The sequence below is a fragment of the Chryseobacterium sp. UYP7 genome, from assembly GCF_056279225.1.
Map to the genome: position 1 here is coordinate 34,856 of NZ_JBWBQW010000007.1, position 19,275 is coordinate 54,130.

Sequence of the window (19,275 nt, forward strand, 5' to 3'; positions counted from 1 at the left end):
AAATCATCAAAATGAACAGAGTTTTCAGCTTACTATTATTGGTGGCAATCCCTTTATCCACCTGTGCTCAGGATTTATACATTCCACGAAACATCAAAAAATCTTACGAAAGTCAAACACGTTCGATGGAAGGTAAACCGGGTAAGAATTATTGGCAGAACGGTGGAAATTATACTATCGCGTTTACTGTAGATCCAACCTCAAAAACGGTTTCTGGCACGGAAACGATAAACTACTCCAACAATTCGCCAGACACTTTGAAAACTGCAGTCATTCGCTTTGTAAATAATGTTCACAAACCAACTTCGCCTCGCGGAAGTAAAGCATCTGAAGATTTTTTAAGCACGGGGTTGAAAATAAAATCCCTTTCCATTAATGGAGAAAATTACAAGATCAACAGTGATAGCTGGGAAACTCTTTACCAACTTAAATTAACAAAAGCTTTTCTGCCAAAATCTAAAAACCAAATCAATATCGTTTGGGAATATCCGTTATCAAAGGAAAGTGGGAGAGAAGGACAAATCGATGAGCATACTTTTTTCTGTGCTTACGCTTATCCCAGAATTTCGGTTTACGATGATTATAATGGTTGGGACAAATTACCGCACAACGGCAGAAATGAATTTTATAACGACTTCAATAATTACGATGTTTCCGTTGCAGTTCCAAAAAATTTCATCGTTTATGCAACTGGAGTTTTACAAAATGCACAGAAAGTTTTGCAACCAGACATCTACAATAAGTTTAACAAATCTCTGACGAGTGATGAAATTATTCATGTTGCTACTAAAGAAGAGATTCAAAATCAAAAAGTAACGCTTCAAAATGCCGTGAATACCTGGAAATTCAAAGCTTCAAATATTACTGATTTTACTTTTGGTGTAAGTTCCTCTTATATTTGGGATGCCTCGAGCGTTCAGTTAAAGACGAAGAAAGTGAGTATTCAGGCGACTTATAATGCAGGGACCGCAGATTTTGAAAAATATGTAGAATGGCAGAAATACTGCATCAAATGGTTTTCCGAGAACTGGCCTGGAATTGAATATCCTTTTCCAACGATGACGGCTTTCCAGGGATTTGCTGATATGGAATATCCAATGATGGTCAACGATACGGCGATTCCCGACAATTTAAAAGATTCGCGGCAAACCGTAGATCATGAAATTGCACACACTTATTTCCCCTTCTTTATGGGAATCAACGAGACGCGTTATGCTTTTATGGATGAAGGTTGGGCGACTGCTCTGGAATATTTAATTGGTGAAGGCGAAAATGGGAAGCATTTCAATGATAAAATGTTTACTGATTTCCGTGTGAAAAGATATATTAATGATCCTTCTACGGAAGAAGATCAGCCCGTAGTTTCACTGAGTACCCAAGTTTCCGGCTCTGGTTATGGCAATAATTCTTATGTTAAACCGGCACTTTCTTACCTCGCTTTAAAAGAAATGTTAGGCGATGAACTGTTCAAAAAATCGTTACATCATTACATGAACAGCTGGAGCGGAAAACATCCGATGCCCTGGGATTTTTTCTACAGCATGAATACGGGAAGCGGTCAGAATTTAAACTGGTTCTGGAACAATTGGTTTTTCTCTAATAACTACATCGATCTGAAGGTGAATTCCGCAAAGGTTTTCGGTAAAAATATACTGCTAAAAATCGATAATGTTGGCGGATTCGCAATTCCGTTTGATGTTGAAATTACTTCGACCGATGGAACATTTTCCAGAAAACATTTCACACCGGAAGTTTGGAAAAAAGGCTCGTCTTTTCAAACTCAGATTTCGGTGGATAAAAAAGTAAAATCGATTAAACTTGATGGTGGAATTTATCTCGATTACACGCCAAACGACAATTTGATCTCTCTTTAAAGGTCAAGAATTTTAGAATGCACACCTTCTAAGTTCAAAAAAAATGAACGAAATAATTTCAGGGAAGACTATTTAAGAACAGCTTTTAATTTCCTTTCCTACTGAATTTTCTATATTTGTTATCTTCTAAATTAAAAATTGCAATGAAAATAAAAAACACGCTTTTCGCTCTTGCAGCGCCTTTATTAATGAATGCACAAAATGTAATGACCGCCGAAACGTTATGGACTCTGAATAAAATCGGAGTTTCTGCGGTTTCTCCCGATCAAAGTTCCCTGATCTACAGCCTTGGTAAAACCGATCTGAAAACGGAAAAGAATAATAAGAAAAATTACTTTTTCAATATTAAAAATTCTGATGCTTCCACTTTAGATCTGGGTAAAAAATCTATCATTCAATGGGATAAGAATGGAGTTTACGCCCAGGAAGGTGACAAAATTTATCTCTCAAAAGACTTGGGGAAAACATGGAACGAATTTTACACTTCGGGGGAAGTTGATAATATTATTATTTCTCCAGACGGTAAAAAAATCGCTTTTAGCAAAGAAGTCTTGGTGGAAAAAGTGATGGGAAAGGAGAAATACTCCGATGTTCCTAAATCTACTGCTCACATTTACACCGACTTAAATCACCGGCACTGGGACTATTTTAATGAGGGAAAATATAATCACGTTTTTGTAGCTAATGTTTCAGAAAGTGTTGATAAAGCGAAAGATTTGCTTGCAGGAAAACCTTGGGATTCGCCACAAAGACCTTCTGGTGGAAGTGAAGATTTCATCTGGAGTCCGGATTCTTCTCAACTTTTATACGTGACAAAACCTTTGAGTGGCGCTGAATATGCCCAATCAACGAACACCGATATTTTCGCTTATGAAGTAAATTCCGGCAAAGTGAAAAATCTAACAGAAAGCAATAAAGGTTACGACGTTAACCCGAAATTTTCCCCGGACGGGAAATATTTATCCTGGCAATCCATGGAACGAGATGGTTTTGAGGCCGATAAAAACGACGTCAAAATCTTAGACTGGAAATCTGGTAAAATAACTAATCTTACCAAAGGTTGGGATGAAAGTGTTGCGGGTTCAGTTTTTTGGTCTCCGAATTCCCAAAACATCTATTTCACAACTGCGTGGAAAGGAACGATGCAGCTATTTTCCTTAGTTCCAAAAACTTCAAAAATTCAGCAGATTACAAAAGGTGATTTCGATGTTACCGATATTCATGCAGAAAACAGCAACTCTCTGTTAGTTTCCAGAACCGATATGAATCACAATGCAGATCTCTTTTCTGTTGATTTAAAAAACGGCGCGATGAAACAGGTTACAGAGGTTAACAAAGACACCTATGCGAAAATAACACCTTCGAAAACGGAACTTAAAATGGTGAAAACCAGCGACGGAAAAGAAATGGGCGTTTGGTTTATTTATCCGCCGAATTTCGATCCTGCTAAAAAATATCCAACTTTATTATATTGTCAGGGTGGGCCACAATCGGCACTAACACAATTTTTCAGCGTGAGATGGAATTTTGCTTTGATGGCTGCGAATGATTATATCGTTGTTGCACCAAACCGTCGCGGAATGCCGGGTTGGGGAACAAAATGGAACGAAGATATTTCTAAAGATTGGGGCGGTCAACCCATGCGTGATTATTTATCCGCCGCAGATTATGCGAAAACTCTACCTTATGTTGATGGTGACAGAATGGGTGCCGTTGGTGCAAGTTACGGTGGATACAGCGTTTACATGTTGGCAGGAATTCACGAGAACAGATTTAAAACGTTCATTGCACACGATGGACTTTTCGATATGAAATCCTGGTTTTTAACCACTGAAGAATTGTGGTTTGCAAAATGGGATTTAGGCGGTTCTCCGTACGATAATCCAACTCCGAAATCTTATACAGAATTTAATCCTTCAAACTATGTGAATAAATGGAATAAACCGATGATGGTTATTCAGGGTGGAATTGATTACAGAGTTCCTTACGAACAAGGTCAGGAAGCTTTTCAAGCCGCAAAATTAAAAGGTTTGAAAGCAAAATTCCTATACTTCCCGAATGAGAATCACTGGGTTTTACATGCTCAAAACGGTTTGGTTTGGCAGAGAGAATTCTTTGAATGGTTGAAAGAGACTTTATAGAAAATTTGAAAACCGTTTTCTATTAATTTGTTCATCAAAGAAAAAATCATTTGTTGGATCATCTTAAAGTGGAAATGAATAATTATATTGCAGTTGATTAATTTCAGCTGCATTTTTTTTACCTTTAAATAAACTGATATGAAGATATTTTTTAGCGCACTATTACTGGGAAGCCTTTTTAATGCGCAAGTTTCTAACATCGTAAAAAATCCTGAGTCTTATAAAAACTTTCCTTTTCAAGGCAGTAGAATTGTTCAGATCGATGAAGTTCATTCCCCTGAAAACGAGGAAAATGTCTTCATTTTTAGTAAAATTGAAAAAGGCGCAAAACCTGATAAAATGATCTTAGAAAGATTCGTGAAGATGAACGGTCAATTTGTGGTGAAATCTAAAAAAGAAATCGACTACGACGGGATCATAAGTTCCTGGGGACAGCGGAAAGCCTTCGCAGATTATGACAAAGACAAAAGTATCGATGCAATTTTCATCTATTCTCTAAATGATTACGACTTTAATCAGCAATCAGTTCACCTTATTTTTTCTAAAAACAATGCGTTTTATGAAATCTCTTCATCAGCAGAAAATGATTACGCAACGAACTCTTATTCTGACAATTTCTCAACCTTACCAGAAAATATTAAAAGTGAAATTTTAGAATACTGGAATAAACTGGATAAATATTAATGATGGTGAGAATATCTTCCTTTCCACCTATAATTTCCCAGACTTCGAGGATTCTAATTCTAGGTTCTGTTCCGGGAATTAAATCTCTAGAAATGCAGGAATATTATGCGCACCCTCAAAACAAATTCTGGAAAATCTTATTCGATCTTTTCGATACCGAATTCACGACTGATTATCCGGCAAAACTAAAATTTTTAGAACGAAATAAAATTGCAGTTTGGGATGTCATCGATTCCTGCGAAAGGGAAGGAAGTTTAGATACGAAGATCAAAATCGAAACTCACAACAATGTTGAGCAAATATTGATTGATTATCCCAATATAAAAGCCATTTTCTGTAATGGTCAAAAATCATTTAAAAATGTTCAGAAGAAAATGATTAGTAAAATGGAAATTCCTTTATTTGATCTGCCTTCGACAAGCCCGGCATACACGATTTCGTTCTCAAAAAAGTTAGAAGAATGGAAACAGATTAAAACGTTTTTATGAAACTTGATCAGCGACAAAAACATATTAACACTAAATAAAAAAAAGGAAATCTACCTATTGATAGATTTCCTTTTAGATTTTTAAAACTTCGACAAGATTATAACTGAACTTTAATTTTAAATCCCGAAATCATTTTCATCGTAAGTTGATCTGCAGTTACCTTACTCGACTGTATTTCAATAATTAAAGAATTCTGAGTCGTTCGGAAGTATTCCAAAATTTCATCATCGGTTGTTGTAAAAGTAATGGTATTAGGATTCGTATTGTTGTAAGCTGTTGCAATTAATCGATCTGCCTGATTAGGAGCTTTTACGTAAATTCTTGCATTTTTAATGACATCTAATTTATTGCCTAACTGGGAATTAACATAATCTAAACTCAAAGTATTCAACTTTACCGACTTCAGATTATTGATGGAAAACTTTGGATTATTTTCTTTGATCTTCGCATCCAAGTCAATATTCATTGGGATTTCTGGTGTTCTAGTGTAAGTGGTTGTACTGATGCTTGCAAAAGGAACATCTAGTGTGGCACTAAAAGGAACATTGAAAGCGGGAAGTACATCTAAGACTGAATTCACAACATCTCTGCAACTTGTCACAAAAAACAAAGCTAAAATTCCTGTGATCAACGATAACTTTTTCATAATTTAAATTTTAATATTTTTTGTACTTGCACGAATCATTCCAACTGAAATTTTCTTTTAATATTGCCCTAAAATTAAAAGGACTTGACTTTGCCTTTTCAATGTCGTATATTTGCACTCCGAAAATTTTTTGGTTTTCGGATCTAATTTTTAAACCGTAATTTAAAAACAATGAAAACATCTGATTTTAATTTCCACTTACCGGAAGAACTTTTAGCCGAATATCCAAGCGAACATAGAGACGAAGCGAAGCTGATGGTTTTAAACCGTGCTACACAAACCATAGAACACAAAAAATTTAAAGATGTTGTCGATTATTTCGATGAGCACGATCTTTTTATCTTTAATAATACCAAAGTATTTCCTGCAAGACTTTATGGAAATAAAGAAAAAACCGGTGCAAAAATTGAAGTTTTCCTTTTAAGAGAGCTTGATAAAGAAACCCGCGTTTGGGATGTTTTGGTTGATCCAGCCAGAAAAATAAGAATTGGTAACAAACTTTTTTTCACAGAAGATGAAGGTTTAGTTGCTGAAGTTATTGATAATACAACTTCCAGAGGAAGAACTTTAAGATTTTTATACGATGGTTCGTATGACGAATTCCGTACGAAACTGAAAGAACTGGGACAAACTCCACTTCCAAAATACTTTAAAAGAGAAGTTGAGCCGGAAGATGCAGAACGTTACCAAACGATCTATGCAAAACATGAAGGTGCTGTTGCAGCTCCAACTGCTGGTTTGCACTTTTCCCGTCATTTAATGAAAAGACTGGAGATTAAAGGAATCGATTTCGCAGAAGTGACGCTTCACGTTGGTTTAGGAACCTTCAATCCAATAGAAGTAGAAGATTTGTCGAAACATAAAATGGAATCTGAGGAAGCCATTATCGATCAGAAAAATGCCGATATCATTAACAAAGCGGTTGCAGAACAAAGAAGAGTTTGTGCAGTTGGAACAACGACGATGAGAGCAATTGAAACTTCCGTTTCATCTAACAGAAAAATCGGACCTTATCACGGCTGGACAAATAAATTTATTTTCCCTCCACATGATTTCGGTGTTGCAAACTGTATGATCACGAATTTCCACACGCCAAAATCAACATTAATGATGATGATTGCAGCATTTGCAGGGAAAGATTTTTTGATGCAAGCCTACGAAGAAGCCATCAAGAATGAATATAAATTCTATTCTTACGGTGACGCGATGTTGATCATCTAATTAATTATAAATGAAAGATTTTAAATTTTAGATTAAATTCATTTCGGTGCTTTTAATCTAAAATTTATCATTTAAAATCTAAAATTCTCTTGAAAGATATTAGGACTTTAACCCTCGAACAACTCACCGAATACTTTTTGTGTTTGGGAGAAAAACCTTTTCGTGCGAAACAGGTTTATGAATGGTTGTGGAGCAAAAATCTACATTCCATCGAGGAGATGACGAATCTTTCGAAAGAGCTTAGAGAAAAAATATCTCAGGAATATATTATCAATCCAATTTCGGTCGATGAACTTCAGAAATCCACAGACGGAACAATCAAGAACGGCGTTAAATTGCATGACGGACTTTTAGTAGAATCCGTTTTAATTCCGACAGAAACCAGAACAACAGCTTGTGTTTCTTCTCAGGTTGGCTGTTCTTTAAACTGTGAATTTTGTGCAACGGCGCGTTTGAAAAGAATGCGTAATCTTGAAGTTGCAGAAATCGTGGATCAAGTTGCTTTGATCGATAGACAAAGTAAGCTGTATTTCGACCGGCCACTTTCCAATATCGTATTTATGGGAATGGGCGAACCCATGATGAACTACAAAAATGTCGTAGAATCCATCAGGAAAATAACTGAACCGAAAGGTTTGGGAATGTCGCCACGAAGAATTACGGTTTCAACATCCGGAATTCCGAAGATGATCAAAATGTTGGCAGATGAAGGTTTACGCGTAAAACTAGCGCTTTCTTTACATTCAGCCATTGAGAAAAAGCGAAACGATATTATGCCTTTTTCGGATAAATTTCCATTAACCGATATCATGGATTCCCTCAAATATTGGTACGAAAAAACCGGGAATATCATCACTTTCGAATATTGCGTCTGGAAAGGAATTAATGATCAGGACGAAGACATCAAAGCTTTGATCCGTTATTGCAAACAAATTCCAAGCAAAGTAAATCTTATTCAATACAATCCGATCGGCGACGGAAAATACGATCAATGCAATAAAGAAGCAGAAGAAAATTACGTCCGACAATTAGAAAAAGCCGGAATTACCGTGTTGATCCGCAGAAGTCGCGGCGGCGATATTGATGCTGCTTGCGGACAACTCGCTAATAAAAGCAGTGAGTAATGTTCTCACACGTAGGCAAAACCCGCACTCCCAAACATAATCTCGGCATTGCGTCCTTACTTTCTTTCGTTGCGGGATTAGTTAATGTTGTTGGATTTTTCTCCGTTCAAAAACTGACTACAAATGTCACGGGACACTTCGCCTTTTTTATGGATGAAGTTTTCAAACTCAATTTCCAGAACGCTTTTCATATCGCGCTGTTTGTCTTTTATTTCTTTTTCGGTGCATTTTTTGCCAATTTCACAGTAGAGATCTATTCGCGGATCCGAGAAAATCAAACTTATATTTTTCCGATTCTTACTGAAGCTTTAATTCTTGGAATCATTGCTTTTACCGGAAATTATTTAATTAAAAATGATCCAGATTTTATAGCTTACAGTTTACTCTTCGCCATGGGAATGCAAAACTCTTTAGTAACGAGTATTTCAAAATCTATAGTCCGAACGACGCATTTAACAGGACTTTTCACCGATATGGGAATCGAATTTTCACAGCTCTTTTTTTATAAAGACAAAAGCCATAAAAGCAGATTAATTAAATCCATCAAACTGCGATTAACAATTATCTTTATGTTTTTTATTGGCGGAATTTCAGGCGGAATTGCATTTTCTTATTTTGGAATTAAATCGCTCATTTTAGGCTCGGTTATTTTATTGGGTGGATTATTTTATGATTTCGTAAAAATTAAATTTCTACTTTTGAAACGGAAAAGGGGAGTGTCGTGATATTTATTTGGGCAACTTTTTCCGCCTTCCATTCCCGCTATTTTTGGCCTACGCTAAATCCATTTCAAAAAATGAGCTACATTCAAGTCGGGTTGCAGGATTTCGCTTTTATACTAAATAATTGCTAAAAATTAATAGTAAATGAAAAATTATTTTATTCTGTTTTCAATGCTAATTTCTCTGAGTTTTTCTGCGCAGCGGGAAGATGGCTGGTTAAAGATGAACCGTTTCAGAACTGCCGTTTTAGATGATTCATTAAAAGAAAATTCTGGCCTGGATTTCTTTCAGAAGAGACTTTTGACGTTCAATGATAGCGGAAACACTTCGGATATTTTTGAGATCGATACAACTTCCGGGAAGATTAAAAAAGTTTTTAAAACAAATCTTAAAAATATCGACTGGGAATCAATCACGAGTGATTCTACACATATTTACATTGGAGATTTTGGAAATAATGTTGGCAGCAGAAAAGATCTGAAAATTTATAAAATCCCGTTTGATACTGCTGTTAGAGCTCCAAGCTCTAACAGTTCTCAAGAAATCCCCTTCTTTTACCCCGAACAAAAAGATTTCGAACCAAAAAATCTAAACAACAATTTCGACGGCGAAGCTATGATTTTCTTAAATGGAAAATTACATCTCTTCACAAAAGATTGGGTTTCAAAATCAACAACCCATTACATCGTCGATCTAGAAATTTCAGCAAATCAAGCTGCGCAAAAAACCGAAGAATTTTATACAGGATATGTCGTGACAGACGGTGCTTACTTTGATAAAAAACTTTATCTGATCGGCTACACGAAAAAAACCGAAGTATTTCTCTCTATTTTCAAGGAAACCAAACCCGGCATTTTCTTCGACCAAAAACCGAAAAAATATTATCTCGGAAGTGCTTTATCAATTGGCCAAATTGAAGGAATTGCTGCTGATGAAAACGGTATTTATATTTCGGGAGAAGAATTTGTAACGCCTTTAGGAAAAGCAAAAGCACGGTTATATTTTGTTCCGTACGATAAACTGAAATAAATCACGCTCCTTTTATACTTTTTCGGGACTAATGTGTATTAAATAATTATCTTTGCTTTTCCTTCCAATTTAAATAATTCATCCAGTTTTGGCGAACATCGTAGAAGAAATTAAAAAACCCATCCAGGACGAAATGAAACTTTTCGAGCAAAAGTTTTATGAATCCATGCACAGCAATGTTCCGCTTTTGGATAAGGTGACGCGATTTATCGTGACTACGAAAGGAAAACAGATGCGTCCGATGTTTGTTTTTCTTTGCGCAAAACTTTTAGGAGATGTCAACGAAAAAACATTTCGTGGCGCTTCGATGATTGAATTGATTCATACCGCGACTTTGGTTCATGATGATGTAGTTGATGAAAGTTTTAAAAGGCGAAACTTTTTCTCCATCAACGCTTTATGGAAAAATAAAATTGCTGTTTTAGTCGGCGATTATTTACTTTCAAAAGCAGTTTTGCTTTCAACGGATCACAAAGATTACGATCTGCTTTCGGTAATTTCTACAACCATTCGCGAAATGTCGGAAGGCGAACTTTTACAGTTAGAGAAAGCCCGGAAACTCGATATTACCGAAGATATTTATTTTGAAATCATCCGTCAGAAAACTGCGACATTAATTGCAGCCTGCTGTGAAATTGGAGTGCTATCAAATAATGCTAATGAAGATTTGGCTAAGAAAATGCGTGAATTCGGGACATTAACCGGAATGGCTTTTCAAATTAAAGATGACCTTTTTGATTTTTTAACTTCCAATATTATTGGGAAACCAGTCGGAATCGATATCAAAGAAAAAAAGATGACTTTGCCTTTGATCTACTCTTTAAAAATGGCTAGTGAAAAGGATAGAAAATATTATTTCAATACCATTAAACGTTACAATAATGATACGAAAAGAGTCAAGGAATTGATCCTTTTTGTAAAGAATTCTGGTGGTCTAGATTACGCGATCGGCGTGATGAAAGAATATCAGAAAAAAGCGAAAGATATTTTAAATGAATTCCCCGATCAGGAAGCGAAACATTCGTTGAATTTGATGTTGGATTTCGTTATCGAAAGAAAATATTAAATTTTTATTTCAAAATTTTCTGTATTTCTAAGGCATTTTTTATTCCCGCAATTCCCCAGGTATTATTAAAAAAGACATAGGAAGTTCCTTTAAATTGCTCAATTTTCTTCGAAATACTTGAGAGTTGATCTTCTGAATATTCAGATTTAAAAAGTACTGGGACACCATGAAGTCTATAATATAAGAACCCTTCGCTGTTGATGACCACTTCATCAGCAATATCTTTTGGAATATTCACTCCGCAAAATATGATCTTGTTTTCTTTAAGCTTATCAAAAACTTCTTCATTCCACCAGCTTTGATGTCTAAATTCTACCACATTCAAATAATTTCCGTTGACTGTTTGAATAAGCAGATCTAAATTCTCTTTCGAATAATGGTAAGATGGCGGTAGCTGAAATAGAAATCCAGCCAACTTCTCCTTTAAACCAGAAGAAATGTGATCGCAAAACAAATCAGTTTCCTCTTTGGTATCATTAAGCTTTTTCAGATGCGTAATCGATTTAGGAATTTTAATAAAGAATCTGAAATCGTCGCCAGTTAAATCGTACCATTTCTCAATGGTTTTTAAAGTTGGTCTTCGGTAGAAAGTAGAATTAATTTCTACCGCATTTAAGTGTTGCGAATAATACGTTAAATATTCTTTGCTAGGCAGATCTTCGGGGTAGAAAAATCCTTTCCAGTAACCTTGCGCAAAACCGGAGCAGCCGATGTAATGTTTACTTTTCATCTTTCTTTACTATTCCATCTGTGAAAGATTTCCATTGAATCTTGCTGCCGATCAAACTTGCTCCTTTCGCAACCACTGCATTTCGGCATTTCTCCAGAAGTTTTAAATCATCTGTATTTATAATTTCATTTCTGCCATGAACTTCTGCTGTTATAATATTTTCTTCCCTTTTGATTAAAAAATTGGAAGTCGCTTTTTCTTTAAAGAAATGAGCGATTTTACCATCTTTATTTCTCGGATTTTCACTTGAGCGAACTCTTAAATATAATTTTTCTGAATTCTCGTTTTCTTCCTTTTCAACATATTCAATCCGAACCCAATCGAAAGAATCACCAGTAGAATTGGGTAAAGCCGGGACTTTTATTCTAATGTAATATTCAAGTTTTGGTTCTTCTAAAACAAGTTCTCCATTTTCATCACACAAAGAAAAAATTCCTTTCTCTTCACCCGCAAAAAATTCCCAGGAGTTAATGTCGAGGAAACGTTTCTTTACGGTTTCAAAATGAAGAGCGGCTTCAGCAACCGTCTCAAATTTAATCGCTGAAACCGCGTCGCTGAAGCCGCCTTCTAATTGTTGTGGAATTTTTCTTTCCATTTTAAAATTCTTTTATTTTCCGAATTCTTGAATAATTCTTTTATTAAAAGCAGGCAAATCATCTGGATTTCTGCTGGTCGTCAAATTACCATCGGTAACAACTTCTTCATCTTTCCAGTGTGCACCGGCATTCTTCAAATCGGTAGAAATTGATTTATAAGAAGTCATCGTTTTTCCTTTTACCACATCTGCTTCAATCAAAGTTTGTGGACCGTGACAGATCGCAGCAACTGGTTTATTTGCTTCGAAAAAAGACTTAACAAATTTCACTGCTTGTTCGTCGCTTCTTAAAGCATCCGGATTGATCACACCGCCCGGTAATAAAAGGGCTGCATAATCTTCCACTTTCGCATCGGAAAGTGTTTTATCAACATTTACAGGATCGCTCCATTGGTGATCTTTCATGCTTTTGATTACTCCAGATTTTAGAGAAACGATCTCTGTAGTAAAACCAGCCTCTTTCAAAGCTTTCACCGGACTTTCTAATTCTGACTGTTCGTAACCATCGGTTGCTAATACTGCAATTTTTTTATTTTCTAAGGTACTCATAATTGTTATTTGAAAAGTTAAAAACAGAAATTGTGCCTTTCAACTTGATTTAAGATTTTATTAATAGTAATTATAAAGTTTTTAACGGAATGAATTTGCAAAGGCATAAAAAAAGCGGTGATTAGACCGCTTTGTATTATTTCGCTTTGATGTTAATCTCGGATTTTGCCAGTTTTGTCAAATCTTTATCACATGTTTTTTCTTCTTTCAAAGTTGCGAGCAACAGGTTTAAAACTTCTTTATGTCCGAGAAGTTTTGCATAAGTTGCGAGCGTACCGTAAGAGGCAATCTCGTAGTGTTCTACTTTTTGTGCTGCTGCGATAATTCCTGCATCTCTAACTGCGCCTGGTTCTGTTTCTTCCAGAATGCCTTCACCTTCTTTTAAGATTCCGGTCATTGCCTCACATTTTACTGCCTCAGGTTTTAATTTTAAGGCTTTAAATGCTTGTTCTAAACGGGTCACCTGTACTTTCGTTTCAGCCAAATGTCCGTTAACAGCATCTTTTAATTTTTTGGAAGTTGCGTTCTTCGCCATCTTCGGAAGACTTTTTACAAGAGCTTTTTCAGCCCAGTATAAATCTTTTAGACCATCGATCATAAAATCTTTTAATTGTTCTGCTGCATCCGCTTTCGGTGCTACTTTTCCTGCTTTTGTTTCTTTCTTTGCCATAATAATATTTTAGATTTTTTAAGCCAAAAATGTGCCATGTGCTTATAATTTCTCAACACAAAGCCGTTATGAATATATTAAATAAGATTCAAAAATTATCAAACTTCATTTTTATGATCCACTGTATCTGATCTTAAAGATTTAAAAATATTGAGATAGAACTGAAACTCAGAAGGCCAGTATCAATTATTATATTTATCAATTGGGAAATTCGTTGCGAAGATCTTGGATTTCAATAATGATACTCTTTAACAGATTTATGATTTTACTGCTCTTGATCTTTCAAGCGGTTTGCAACGAATTCGATTTGCGTTTTACCGTGTTTCGTCGGTTTACCTTCTTCATCAACGCCCACAAAAACAATTTTATCAATGTTGAGTATGGTTTGATGCGTCATCTTATTTCGCACTTTACAAGTAAGGGTTATCGAAGTAGATCCAAAAGCAATGGCTTCAATTCCAATTTCGATGATATCACCCTGTTTTGCGGAACTTATGAAATTAATTTCAGAAATAAATTTAGTAACACATCTTGGAGTTTCTAACTGAATGATGGCATACAAAGCTGATTCTTCGTCAATCCACTGCAAAAGTCGTCCACCGAATAAAGTTTGATTAGGATTGAGATCTTCGGGTTTGATCCATTTTCTGGTGTGATAGTTCATTTTTTTTCTTTTAAGTTATCTCGTAAAAACCAATCTGGTTTCTTCGGAAAGTTTTTCGTCAATGCGGTAATTCTCGAGATTAAAACCTTTTACTTCATCTAAAGTTTTCACCTCATTTTCCGCACAATATCGCGCGACCAGACCTCTTGCATGTTTTGAATAGACAACGATCGTTTTGAGTTTTCCTTCTTTATAATCGTAGAAATCGAAATCGATCACGGGTGCTTTAATTTGTTTTCGGTCAATTACTTTAAAGTATTCTTTGCTTGCAAGATTAAGAACGAGGTCTTTGGATTTCAATTCGCTGTTCAGCTCATCGGTTACTTTCTCCGTCCAGAATTCATAAAGGTTGTGGTATTCATCAAATTTAAATTTTCGGCCCATTTCTAAACGGTAAAGCATGATTCGATCGGATGGTTTTAGCAAACCATATAATCCCGAAAGCATACGGTAATTTTTTTGCAGGTATTTGATAGCTTTCTCGTCAAGTGATTTTGCATCCAAAGCTCGGTAAACTTCTCCATAAAAAGCCATTAAAGCCGGTGCAGATTCTTTTGTGGAAGGTTTTGATTTCCAGTTTTGATTTCGTGCCCAGTTTTCATCGGCCAGTTTGGAAGAAATATCCATGAGTTCGGAAAGGTACTTCGGCGACTTCGTTTTTAGTGTTTTATGGATTTGCTCAGCTTGCTCAATAAAATGAGGTTGTGTCGTTTTCAAAAAAGGATTTGAATGCTCAACATTCATAAGTTTTGCTGGCGACGTAAGTATTTTCATTGCTGAAGAAGATTGTAAGTTGTTTTAATACCGATTTTTGATCAAGAGCGAAACTCGCGTCCCGGCTTGAACGGATCCCGATGTAAAATCGGGAGGGAGTGGAACACGGATCCAGACGCCCAAAGAAATACTAAAAAATTAAATTTCTCCTTTTCCCTGACGTAAAATTTCAGGTTCACCGCTGGTTAAATCTACAATTGTCGAGGCTACATTATCGCCGTAGCCGGAATCGATGACGATATCAACTAAGCTGTCATATTTTTCGGCAATTAATTCGGGATCGGTGGAGTATTCGATGACTTCATCGTCATCTTTGATGGAAGTAGAGGCGATGGGATGCCCCAATTTTTCGACGATCATCTGTGGAATCGAATGATCAGGAACCCGAATCCCAACGGTTTTTTTTCCTTTGTAAGCGAGCGGCAAACTTTTGCTGGCTTCTAAAATAAAGGTGAAAGGTCCGGGAATATTATTTTTCAAATACCTGAAAACACTCGTGTCAATTGGTTTCGTAAATTGGGATAGATGGCTTAAATCATTACAAATAATCGAAAAATGAGCTTTATCTAATTTGATTTTTTTAATCTGCGCGAGTTTTTCCATCGCACGAATATCAAAAATATTACATCCCAACGCGTAAACCGTGTCGGAGGGATAAATAATTAATCCACCGTTTTTAAGGGTGCGAACAACCTCGTCGAGGAGGTTTTCCTGGGGATTGTCGGGATAAATTTTAAGAATCTTTGCCATACACAAATTTAAGAAAAAATAGCCGAAAAAATTATTTTTGAAGGAATGATGATTATTGATAAATCGCATAAAATAATCCCCCAAAACCTTTATCAACACCTACAAAAAAAGAGAATCAAATTAATGATTCTCTTTACTTAGTAGCGGAGACACGACTCGAACGTGCGACCTCCGGGTTATGAGCCCGACGAGCTACCTACTGCTCTACCCCGCGTTATTGTGGTGCAAATATACAACAATTATGATAAGTTCCAAATTTTGTAGAAAAATAATTTAATAATTCTTAGATAACGTTTCGAAATATTGTGGAACAATTTAAAAATCAAACACTTGCCCAGAGAGGTTTCCCATTGTTTTGGGTAAATATTTTTTTGGGCGCATAGATTGTAGTTCGTTTATTAAGTCATTTGGCTCTTAATTCTTTCAATGATCATTGTAATGATCCTTCTATTGTAATCTTTACTTTCAGAATTATAGGTTTCTAATTCTTCAGCAGTGAACATTCCGATCGTTATTCCAATAAAGATATTTTTCAACATCATATCTTTTTGAAGGCTTTGCGCCATAAAAATTGATTTTTTATGAACGGACAACGTATTGAAGTCTGCTCGTTGTTTTAATGCATAAGTTGAAAAGAGGGTCAAATAAAGGTCATTCTGCAATTTTAAGATAGGACGTAAGGTTTGGTTTTGAAAGCTTTCCGCTGAATTGCTGGTCTCTAATATCGGAATATCTAATAATGGTCTTAATTCTAATTTGGTGGTCATATTGATTTTTGGTTGATTTTTGAAGTTAGGTTATTGCTAATATTTAATCCAAAAGTAGTTAAAAAATGAACTATTTAATTGATATATATTTTTGTAAGATGCAGATGTTATTTTCTCTCAGGAGCTCCAAATTCAAAATAGAGCTTTCTAAGATTGGAAAATTTATGTACGACTATTTTTAATTTTCAGTTCGTATTGGGACGCTTTAAAAGCTATCCATTTCCTTAGATATTAAAAATAATGTTGGAAAATCTGTTTGAGACAATACCTTTTATAATCAACAACTTTTCCTATAATTTCTTTATGATTTTACCAATAATATCTAAAATTTGAAAGATTAACGAATTGCAACTCTTAAATTTGAACAGCAAAATTCATCATCTAATTTCCAAAAAAAACTAAGAAGTATCCTCCTTAGTTTTTTTATTTAATTTTTCAAACTTATACTGCCTACTTTTTATATTTCACCTGAAAGTCCGGATGACCGCATTGCCACATCATAAATGCGTATTGGTCGGCAAAGTTGGCGTAGGTCACTTCCTTATCTTCTGTAAAATGTCCGTTATCGTAATTTACTTTCATTAAAACTGGTTTTCCAGATGTTGAGGCGTTTTGCAAGGCGGCGATAAATTTTCCGGTCTGCCAGGCGATTACGCGAGGATCATTCCAGCCCGCAACACCCATAACAGCAGGATATTTTACACCATCTTTTACATGCTGCATTCCGTCCATTTCAAAAAGTGCCTTAGCTTCTGTTTCATCTGTTACCGTTCCAAATTCAGGAATATTTACAGGGCCATTTGAACTAAATTCTGCACGCATTGCGTTTGCAACACCCACATTACAAACTGCTGCTGCAAATAAATCCGGTCGTTCTGTGATTGCTCTGCTTATTAAAATTCCGCCGGCACTTGTGCCTGTTCCCGCCAAGCGATCTGCTTTAGTAAAACCTTTGTCAATTAAATATTCCGCACAGGAAATAAAATCTTTCCAGGTATTGGGTTTTGTAGTTTTGAAACCTGCTTTGTACCATTCCTGCCCTTTTTCACTGCCACCTCTCACGTGAGGAATTGCGATTACAACGCCTTTCACAGCTAAAGAATATAATCGGGTCGCAAAACCTGGCGTCATGCTGATTCCATAAGCGCCGTAACTTTCCATGAAGCCGACATTGGAGCTATCTTTCTTAAGACCTTTTTTATAAATAATGGAAAGCGGAATCATTATGCCGTCGTGGCCTTTTACATTAACTTCCTCAACATCCAGATTTTTGTATTCTTCAGGATATTCTGAAGGCTTATTAAAGGGACTTTTAACAAATTGATCTGTCTCTGCATTATAAAGAAATTCCGTGAAAGGATTATTCCAGGAGGTCATTCCAATTACATAGTCATTTGATAATGTTGCCAACCGCTGAACATTCACTGTTCCTTCGTAAGGTAATTTTATAGGTGTTGTTTTTTTGGTCTTGGGATCGTATTTAAACAGAAAATTATGCAGTCCGTCGCTGTAACTTAAGATCATATAATCTTTGGAACGTGTAAAACTTTCCAGCGTCATGTCTTTTTCTGGTCCGATGATTTCTGCATTATTCCAGTCGGGATTTTCTAAATTCGTGGATACAAGCTGAAAATTTTTAGCGTTTTTATAAGTAATCGCGTAAATCCGATCTCCAAATACTTCCATTCCGCGAACGATCTTATCTTCAGCGGTTATTAATTTTTTCCAGGGAATATTTTTAGAATCAAACTGATCCATGGGTGCATAGTAAACAACATATTCCGGCTGAACGGAACCTTCGCCAGAAAAAATATAGTTCAGATTATCTTTGGACAGTGAAATATATGGATAGATTTTGGCATCAATCTTTAAAGCAGGATAACTCGTATTGCTGAAAAAATCTTGATCTTTGATACTGTTCATTCCCAGTTTATGCAGTTTCATTTTTGGATTTAAACGTGCTGTGGGATCAGCATTATCTGCAGATTTGATCCACATATAAAAAAATCCAGAATCATCTAAAGCCCAATCTCCGGCACCCGCTGTATTTGGAATGCTATCAATTAGAAATTTTTTCGACTTCACATCCAAAACTCTTATGGTAGAAACTTCTGCGCCAGCTTCAGAATAGGCGATCAAAAGTTTAGTGCCATCGTTGCTGGGATTAATGGATTGTACCGACAGTGTTTTTCCGGGAATAAAAGTTTGGGGATCAAACAATAGCTGATCTGGTCCATCTAATTTTTCCCGATAATAAACCTTACTTACTTTTTCTCCGGGATTTCTTTTTTGAAAGAAATATCTGCCTTTTGCTTCCACTTCAGAAAAAACGACAGCAGGTTGTAAAAGCGCTAATTTTCGCCATTCCTGTATGAGTTCGTCCCGACCGGAAATGGTATTCATTACAGAGTTGGTTAAGTCGGCTTCCTGTTTAAACCAGGAAATAACCTTTGGATCTTTCATGTTCTCGAGCCAGCGGTAATTGTCATTGTAATCTGTTCCCCAAAGATTCTCGGTGACCAGAATTTTGGGAGTTGCGGGGTAGTTTAACTGTGCGCTAAAATTGGCACCGTAAAATGCCAAAGAAGCGAGTAGAATTAGTTTTTTCATCGTGTTATTTGTTTTTAATGAGTAAAAATATAGTTCTTAATTTGTTGCTTAATTTCAAATTTACCTTGAGTTAAAGATTTACAATACATTATAAACACTGCTTTTTAAGCCTTAGAAATCATTTTTATCCATCCTTTTTTGCAGATTCACGAGATTGAATACTATGAAATT

The 19,275-nt window shown here is 35.8% G+C and carries 19 protein-coding genes and 1 tRNA gene; 9 read left to right on the forward strand and 11 right to left on the reverse strand.

Features of this window, described 5'->3' with window-relative positions:
* The first annotated feature begins 11 nt into the window (after positions 1–11).
* From ACZ9HT_RS13620 to ACZ9HT_RS13635, 4 genes are all read left to right on the forward strand, one after another.
* Positions 12–1,874 (forward strand): M1 family metallopeptidase, encoded by a 1,863-nt coding sequence (locus ACZ9HT_RS13620; protein ID WP_476041039.1) that lies wholly within the window; start codon positions 12–14, stop codon positions 1,872–1,874.
* Positions 1,875–2,017: 143 nt separating this feature from the next.
* Entirely contained in the window at positions 2,018–4,015 is a 1,998-nt protein-coding gene (locus ACZ9HT_RS13625) for a S9 family peptidase (RefSeq protein WP_476041040.1), read from the forward strand.
* Between the two features lie 138 nt (positions 4,016–4,153).
* Entirely contained in the window at positions 4,154–4,699 is a 546-nt protein-coding gene (locus ACZ9HT_RS13630; protein ID WP_476041041.1) for a hypothetical protein, read from the forward strand.
* Positions 4,699–5,187, forward strand: a complete 489-nt coding sequence (locus tag ACZ9HT_RS13635) for a DNA-deoxyinosine glycosylase (protein ID WP_476041042.1) — start codon at positions 4,699–4,701, stop codon at positions 5,185–5,187. The genes ACZ9HT_RS13630 and ACZ9HT_RS13635 overlap by 1 nt, the downstream gene beginning before the upstream one ends.
* A 97-nt stretch (positions 5,188–5,284) precedes the next feature.
* Here the strand turns inward: ACZ9HT_RS13635 and ACZ9HT_RS13640 are convergent, their stop codons facing one another.
* The gene (locus ACZ9HT_RS13640; protein WP_476041043.1) at positions 5,285–5,833 is read right to left on the reverse strand and encodes a hypothetical protein; all 549 of its coding nucleotides are present in this window, start codon (positions 5,831–5,833) and stop codon (positions 5,285–5,287) included.
* Between the two features lie 171 nt (positions 5,834–6,004).
* Here ACZ9HT_RS13640 and queA point away from each other — a divergent pair, with 171 nt between their 5' ends.
* The 5 genes from queA (at position 6,005) to ACZ9HT_RS13665 (ending at position 10,995) form a co-directional block, all read left to right on the forward strand.
* Positions 6,005–7,054 carry a tRNA preQ1(34) S-adenosylmethionine ribosyltransferase-isomerase QueA gene (gene queA / locus ACZ9HT_RS13645; RefSeq protein ID WP_476041044.1) on the forward strand — a complete coding sequence of 350 codons (1,050 nt, stop codon included), beginning with the start codon at positions 6,005–6,007 and terminating at the stop codon, positions 7,052–7,054.
* 89 nt (positions 7,055–7,143) lie between these two features.
* Positions 7,144–8,178, forward strand: a complete 1,035-nt coding sequence (gene rlmN, locus ACZ9HT_RS13650) for a dual-specificity RNA methyltransferase RlmN (RefSeq protein WP_476041045.1) — start codon at positions 7,144–7,146, stop codon at positions 8,176–8,178.
* Positions 8,178–8,903: a YoaK family protein gene (locus ACZ9HT_RS13655; protein WP_476041046.1), complete on the forward strand. Its 726-nt coding sequence runs from the start codon at positions 8,178–8,180 to the stop codon at positions 8,901–8,903. Before rlmN ends, ACZ9HT_RS13655 begins: the two co-directional genes overlap by 1 nt.
* A gap of 141 nt (positions 8,904–9,044) precedes the next feature.
* Positions 9,045–9,929 carry a hypothetical protein gene (locus ACZ9HT_RS13660; protein WP_476041047.1) on the forward strand — a complete coding sequence of 295 codons (885 nt, stop codon included), beginning with the start codon at positions 9,045–9,047 and terminating at the stop codon, positions 9,927–9,929.
* An 88-nt stretch (positions 9,930–10,017) separates the two neighbouring features.
* Positions 10,018–10,995: a polyprenyl synthetase family protein gene (locus ACZ9HT_RS13665; protein ID WP_476041048.1), complete on the forward strand. Its 978-nt coding sequence runs from the start codon at positions 10,018–10,020 to the stop codon at positions 10,993–10,995.
* A gap of 4 nt (positions 10,996–10,999) precedes the next feature.
* Here ACZ9HT_RS13665 and ACZ9HT_RS13670 read toward each other — a convergent pair whose 3' ends face one another.
* The 10 genes from ACZ9HT_RS13670 to ACZ9HT_RS13715 all read right to left on the reverse strand — a co-directional run bounded on the left by ACZ9HT_RS13670 (position 11,000) and on the right by ACZ9HT_RS13715 (position 19,104).
* Positions 11,000–11,725, reverse strand: coding sequence for a DUF72 domain-containing protein (locus ACZ9HT_RS13670; protein WP_476041049.1), 726 nt, complete (start codon positions 11,723–11,725; stop codon positions 11,000–11,002).
* Entirely contained in the window at positions 11,715–12,320 is a 606-nt protein-coding gene (locus ACZ9HT_RS13675) for a hypothetical protein (RefSeq protein ID WP_476041050.1), read from the reverse strand. The genes ACZ9HT_RS13670 and ACZ9HT_RS13675 overlap by 11 nt, the downstream gene beginning before the upstream one ends.
* Before the next feature lie 12 nt (positions 12,321–12,332).
* Positions 12,333–12,869: a type 1 glutamine amidotransferase domain-containing protein gene (locus ACZ9HT_RS13680; protein ID WP_476041051.1), complete on the reverse strand. Its 537-nt coding sequence runs from the start codon at positions 12,867–12,869 to the stop codon at positions 12,333–12,335.
* A 136-nt stretch (positions 12,870–13,005) separates the two neighbouring features.
* A complete protein-coding gene (locus ACZ9HT_RS13685; RefSeq protein ID WP_476041052.1) occupies positions 13,006–13,539 on the reverse strand; it encodes a YciE/YciF ferroxidase family protein in 534 nt (177 codons plus the stop codon).
* A gap of 265 nt (positions 13,540–13,804) precedes the next feature.
* A complete protein-coding gene (locus ACZ9HT_RS13690; protein ID WP_476041053.1) occupies positions 13,805–14,203 on the reverse strand; it encodes an acyl-CoA thioesterase in 399 nt (132 codons plus the stop codon).
* A gap of 15 nt (positions 14,204–14,218) precedes the next feature.
* Positions 14,219–14,977, reverse strand: coding sequence for a peroxide stress protein YaaA (yaaA, locus tag ACZ9HT_RS13695; protein ID WP_476041054.1), 759 nt, complete (start codon positions 14,975–14,977; stop codon positions 14,219–14,221).
* A gap of 138 nt (positions 14,978–15,115) precedes the next feature.
* Entirely contained in the window at positions 15,116–15,727 is a 612-nt protein-coding gene (locus ACZ9HT_RS13700) for an L-threonylcarbamoyladenylate synthase (RefSeq protein ID WP_476041055.1), read from the reverse strand.
* Between the two features lie 141 nt (positions 15,728–15,868).
* A tRNA-Met gene (locus ACZ9HT_RS13705) sits at positions 15,869–15,941 on the reverse strand.
* Between the two features lie 184 nt (positions 15,942–16,125).
* Entirely contained in the window at positions 16,126–16,494 is a 369-nt protein-coding gene (locus tag ACZ9HT_RS13710; protein ID WP_476041056.1) for a glyoxalase, read from the reverse strand.
* A gap of 450 nt (positions 16,495–16,944) precedes the next feature.
* A complete protein-coding gene (locus ACZ9HT_RS13715) occupies positions 16,945–19,104 on the reverse strand; it encodes a prolyl oligopeptidase family serine peptidase (RefSeq protein WP_476041057.1) in 2,160 nt (719 codons plus the stop codon).
* Positions 19,105–19,275: the final 171 nt, after the last annotated feature.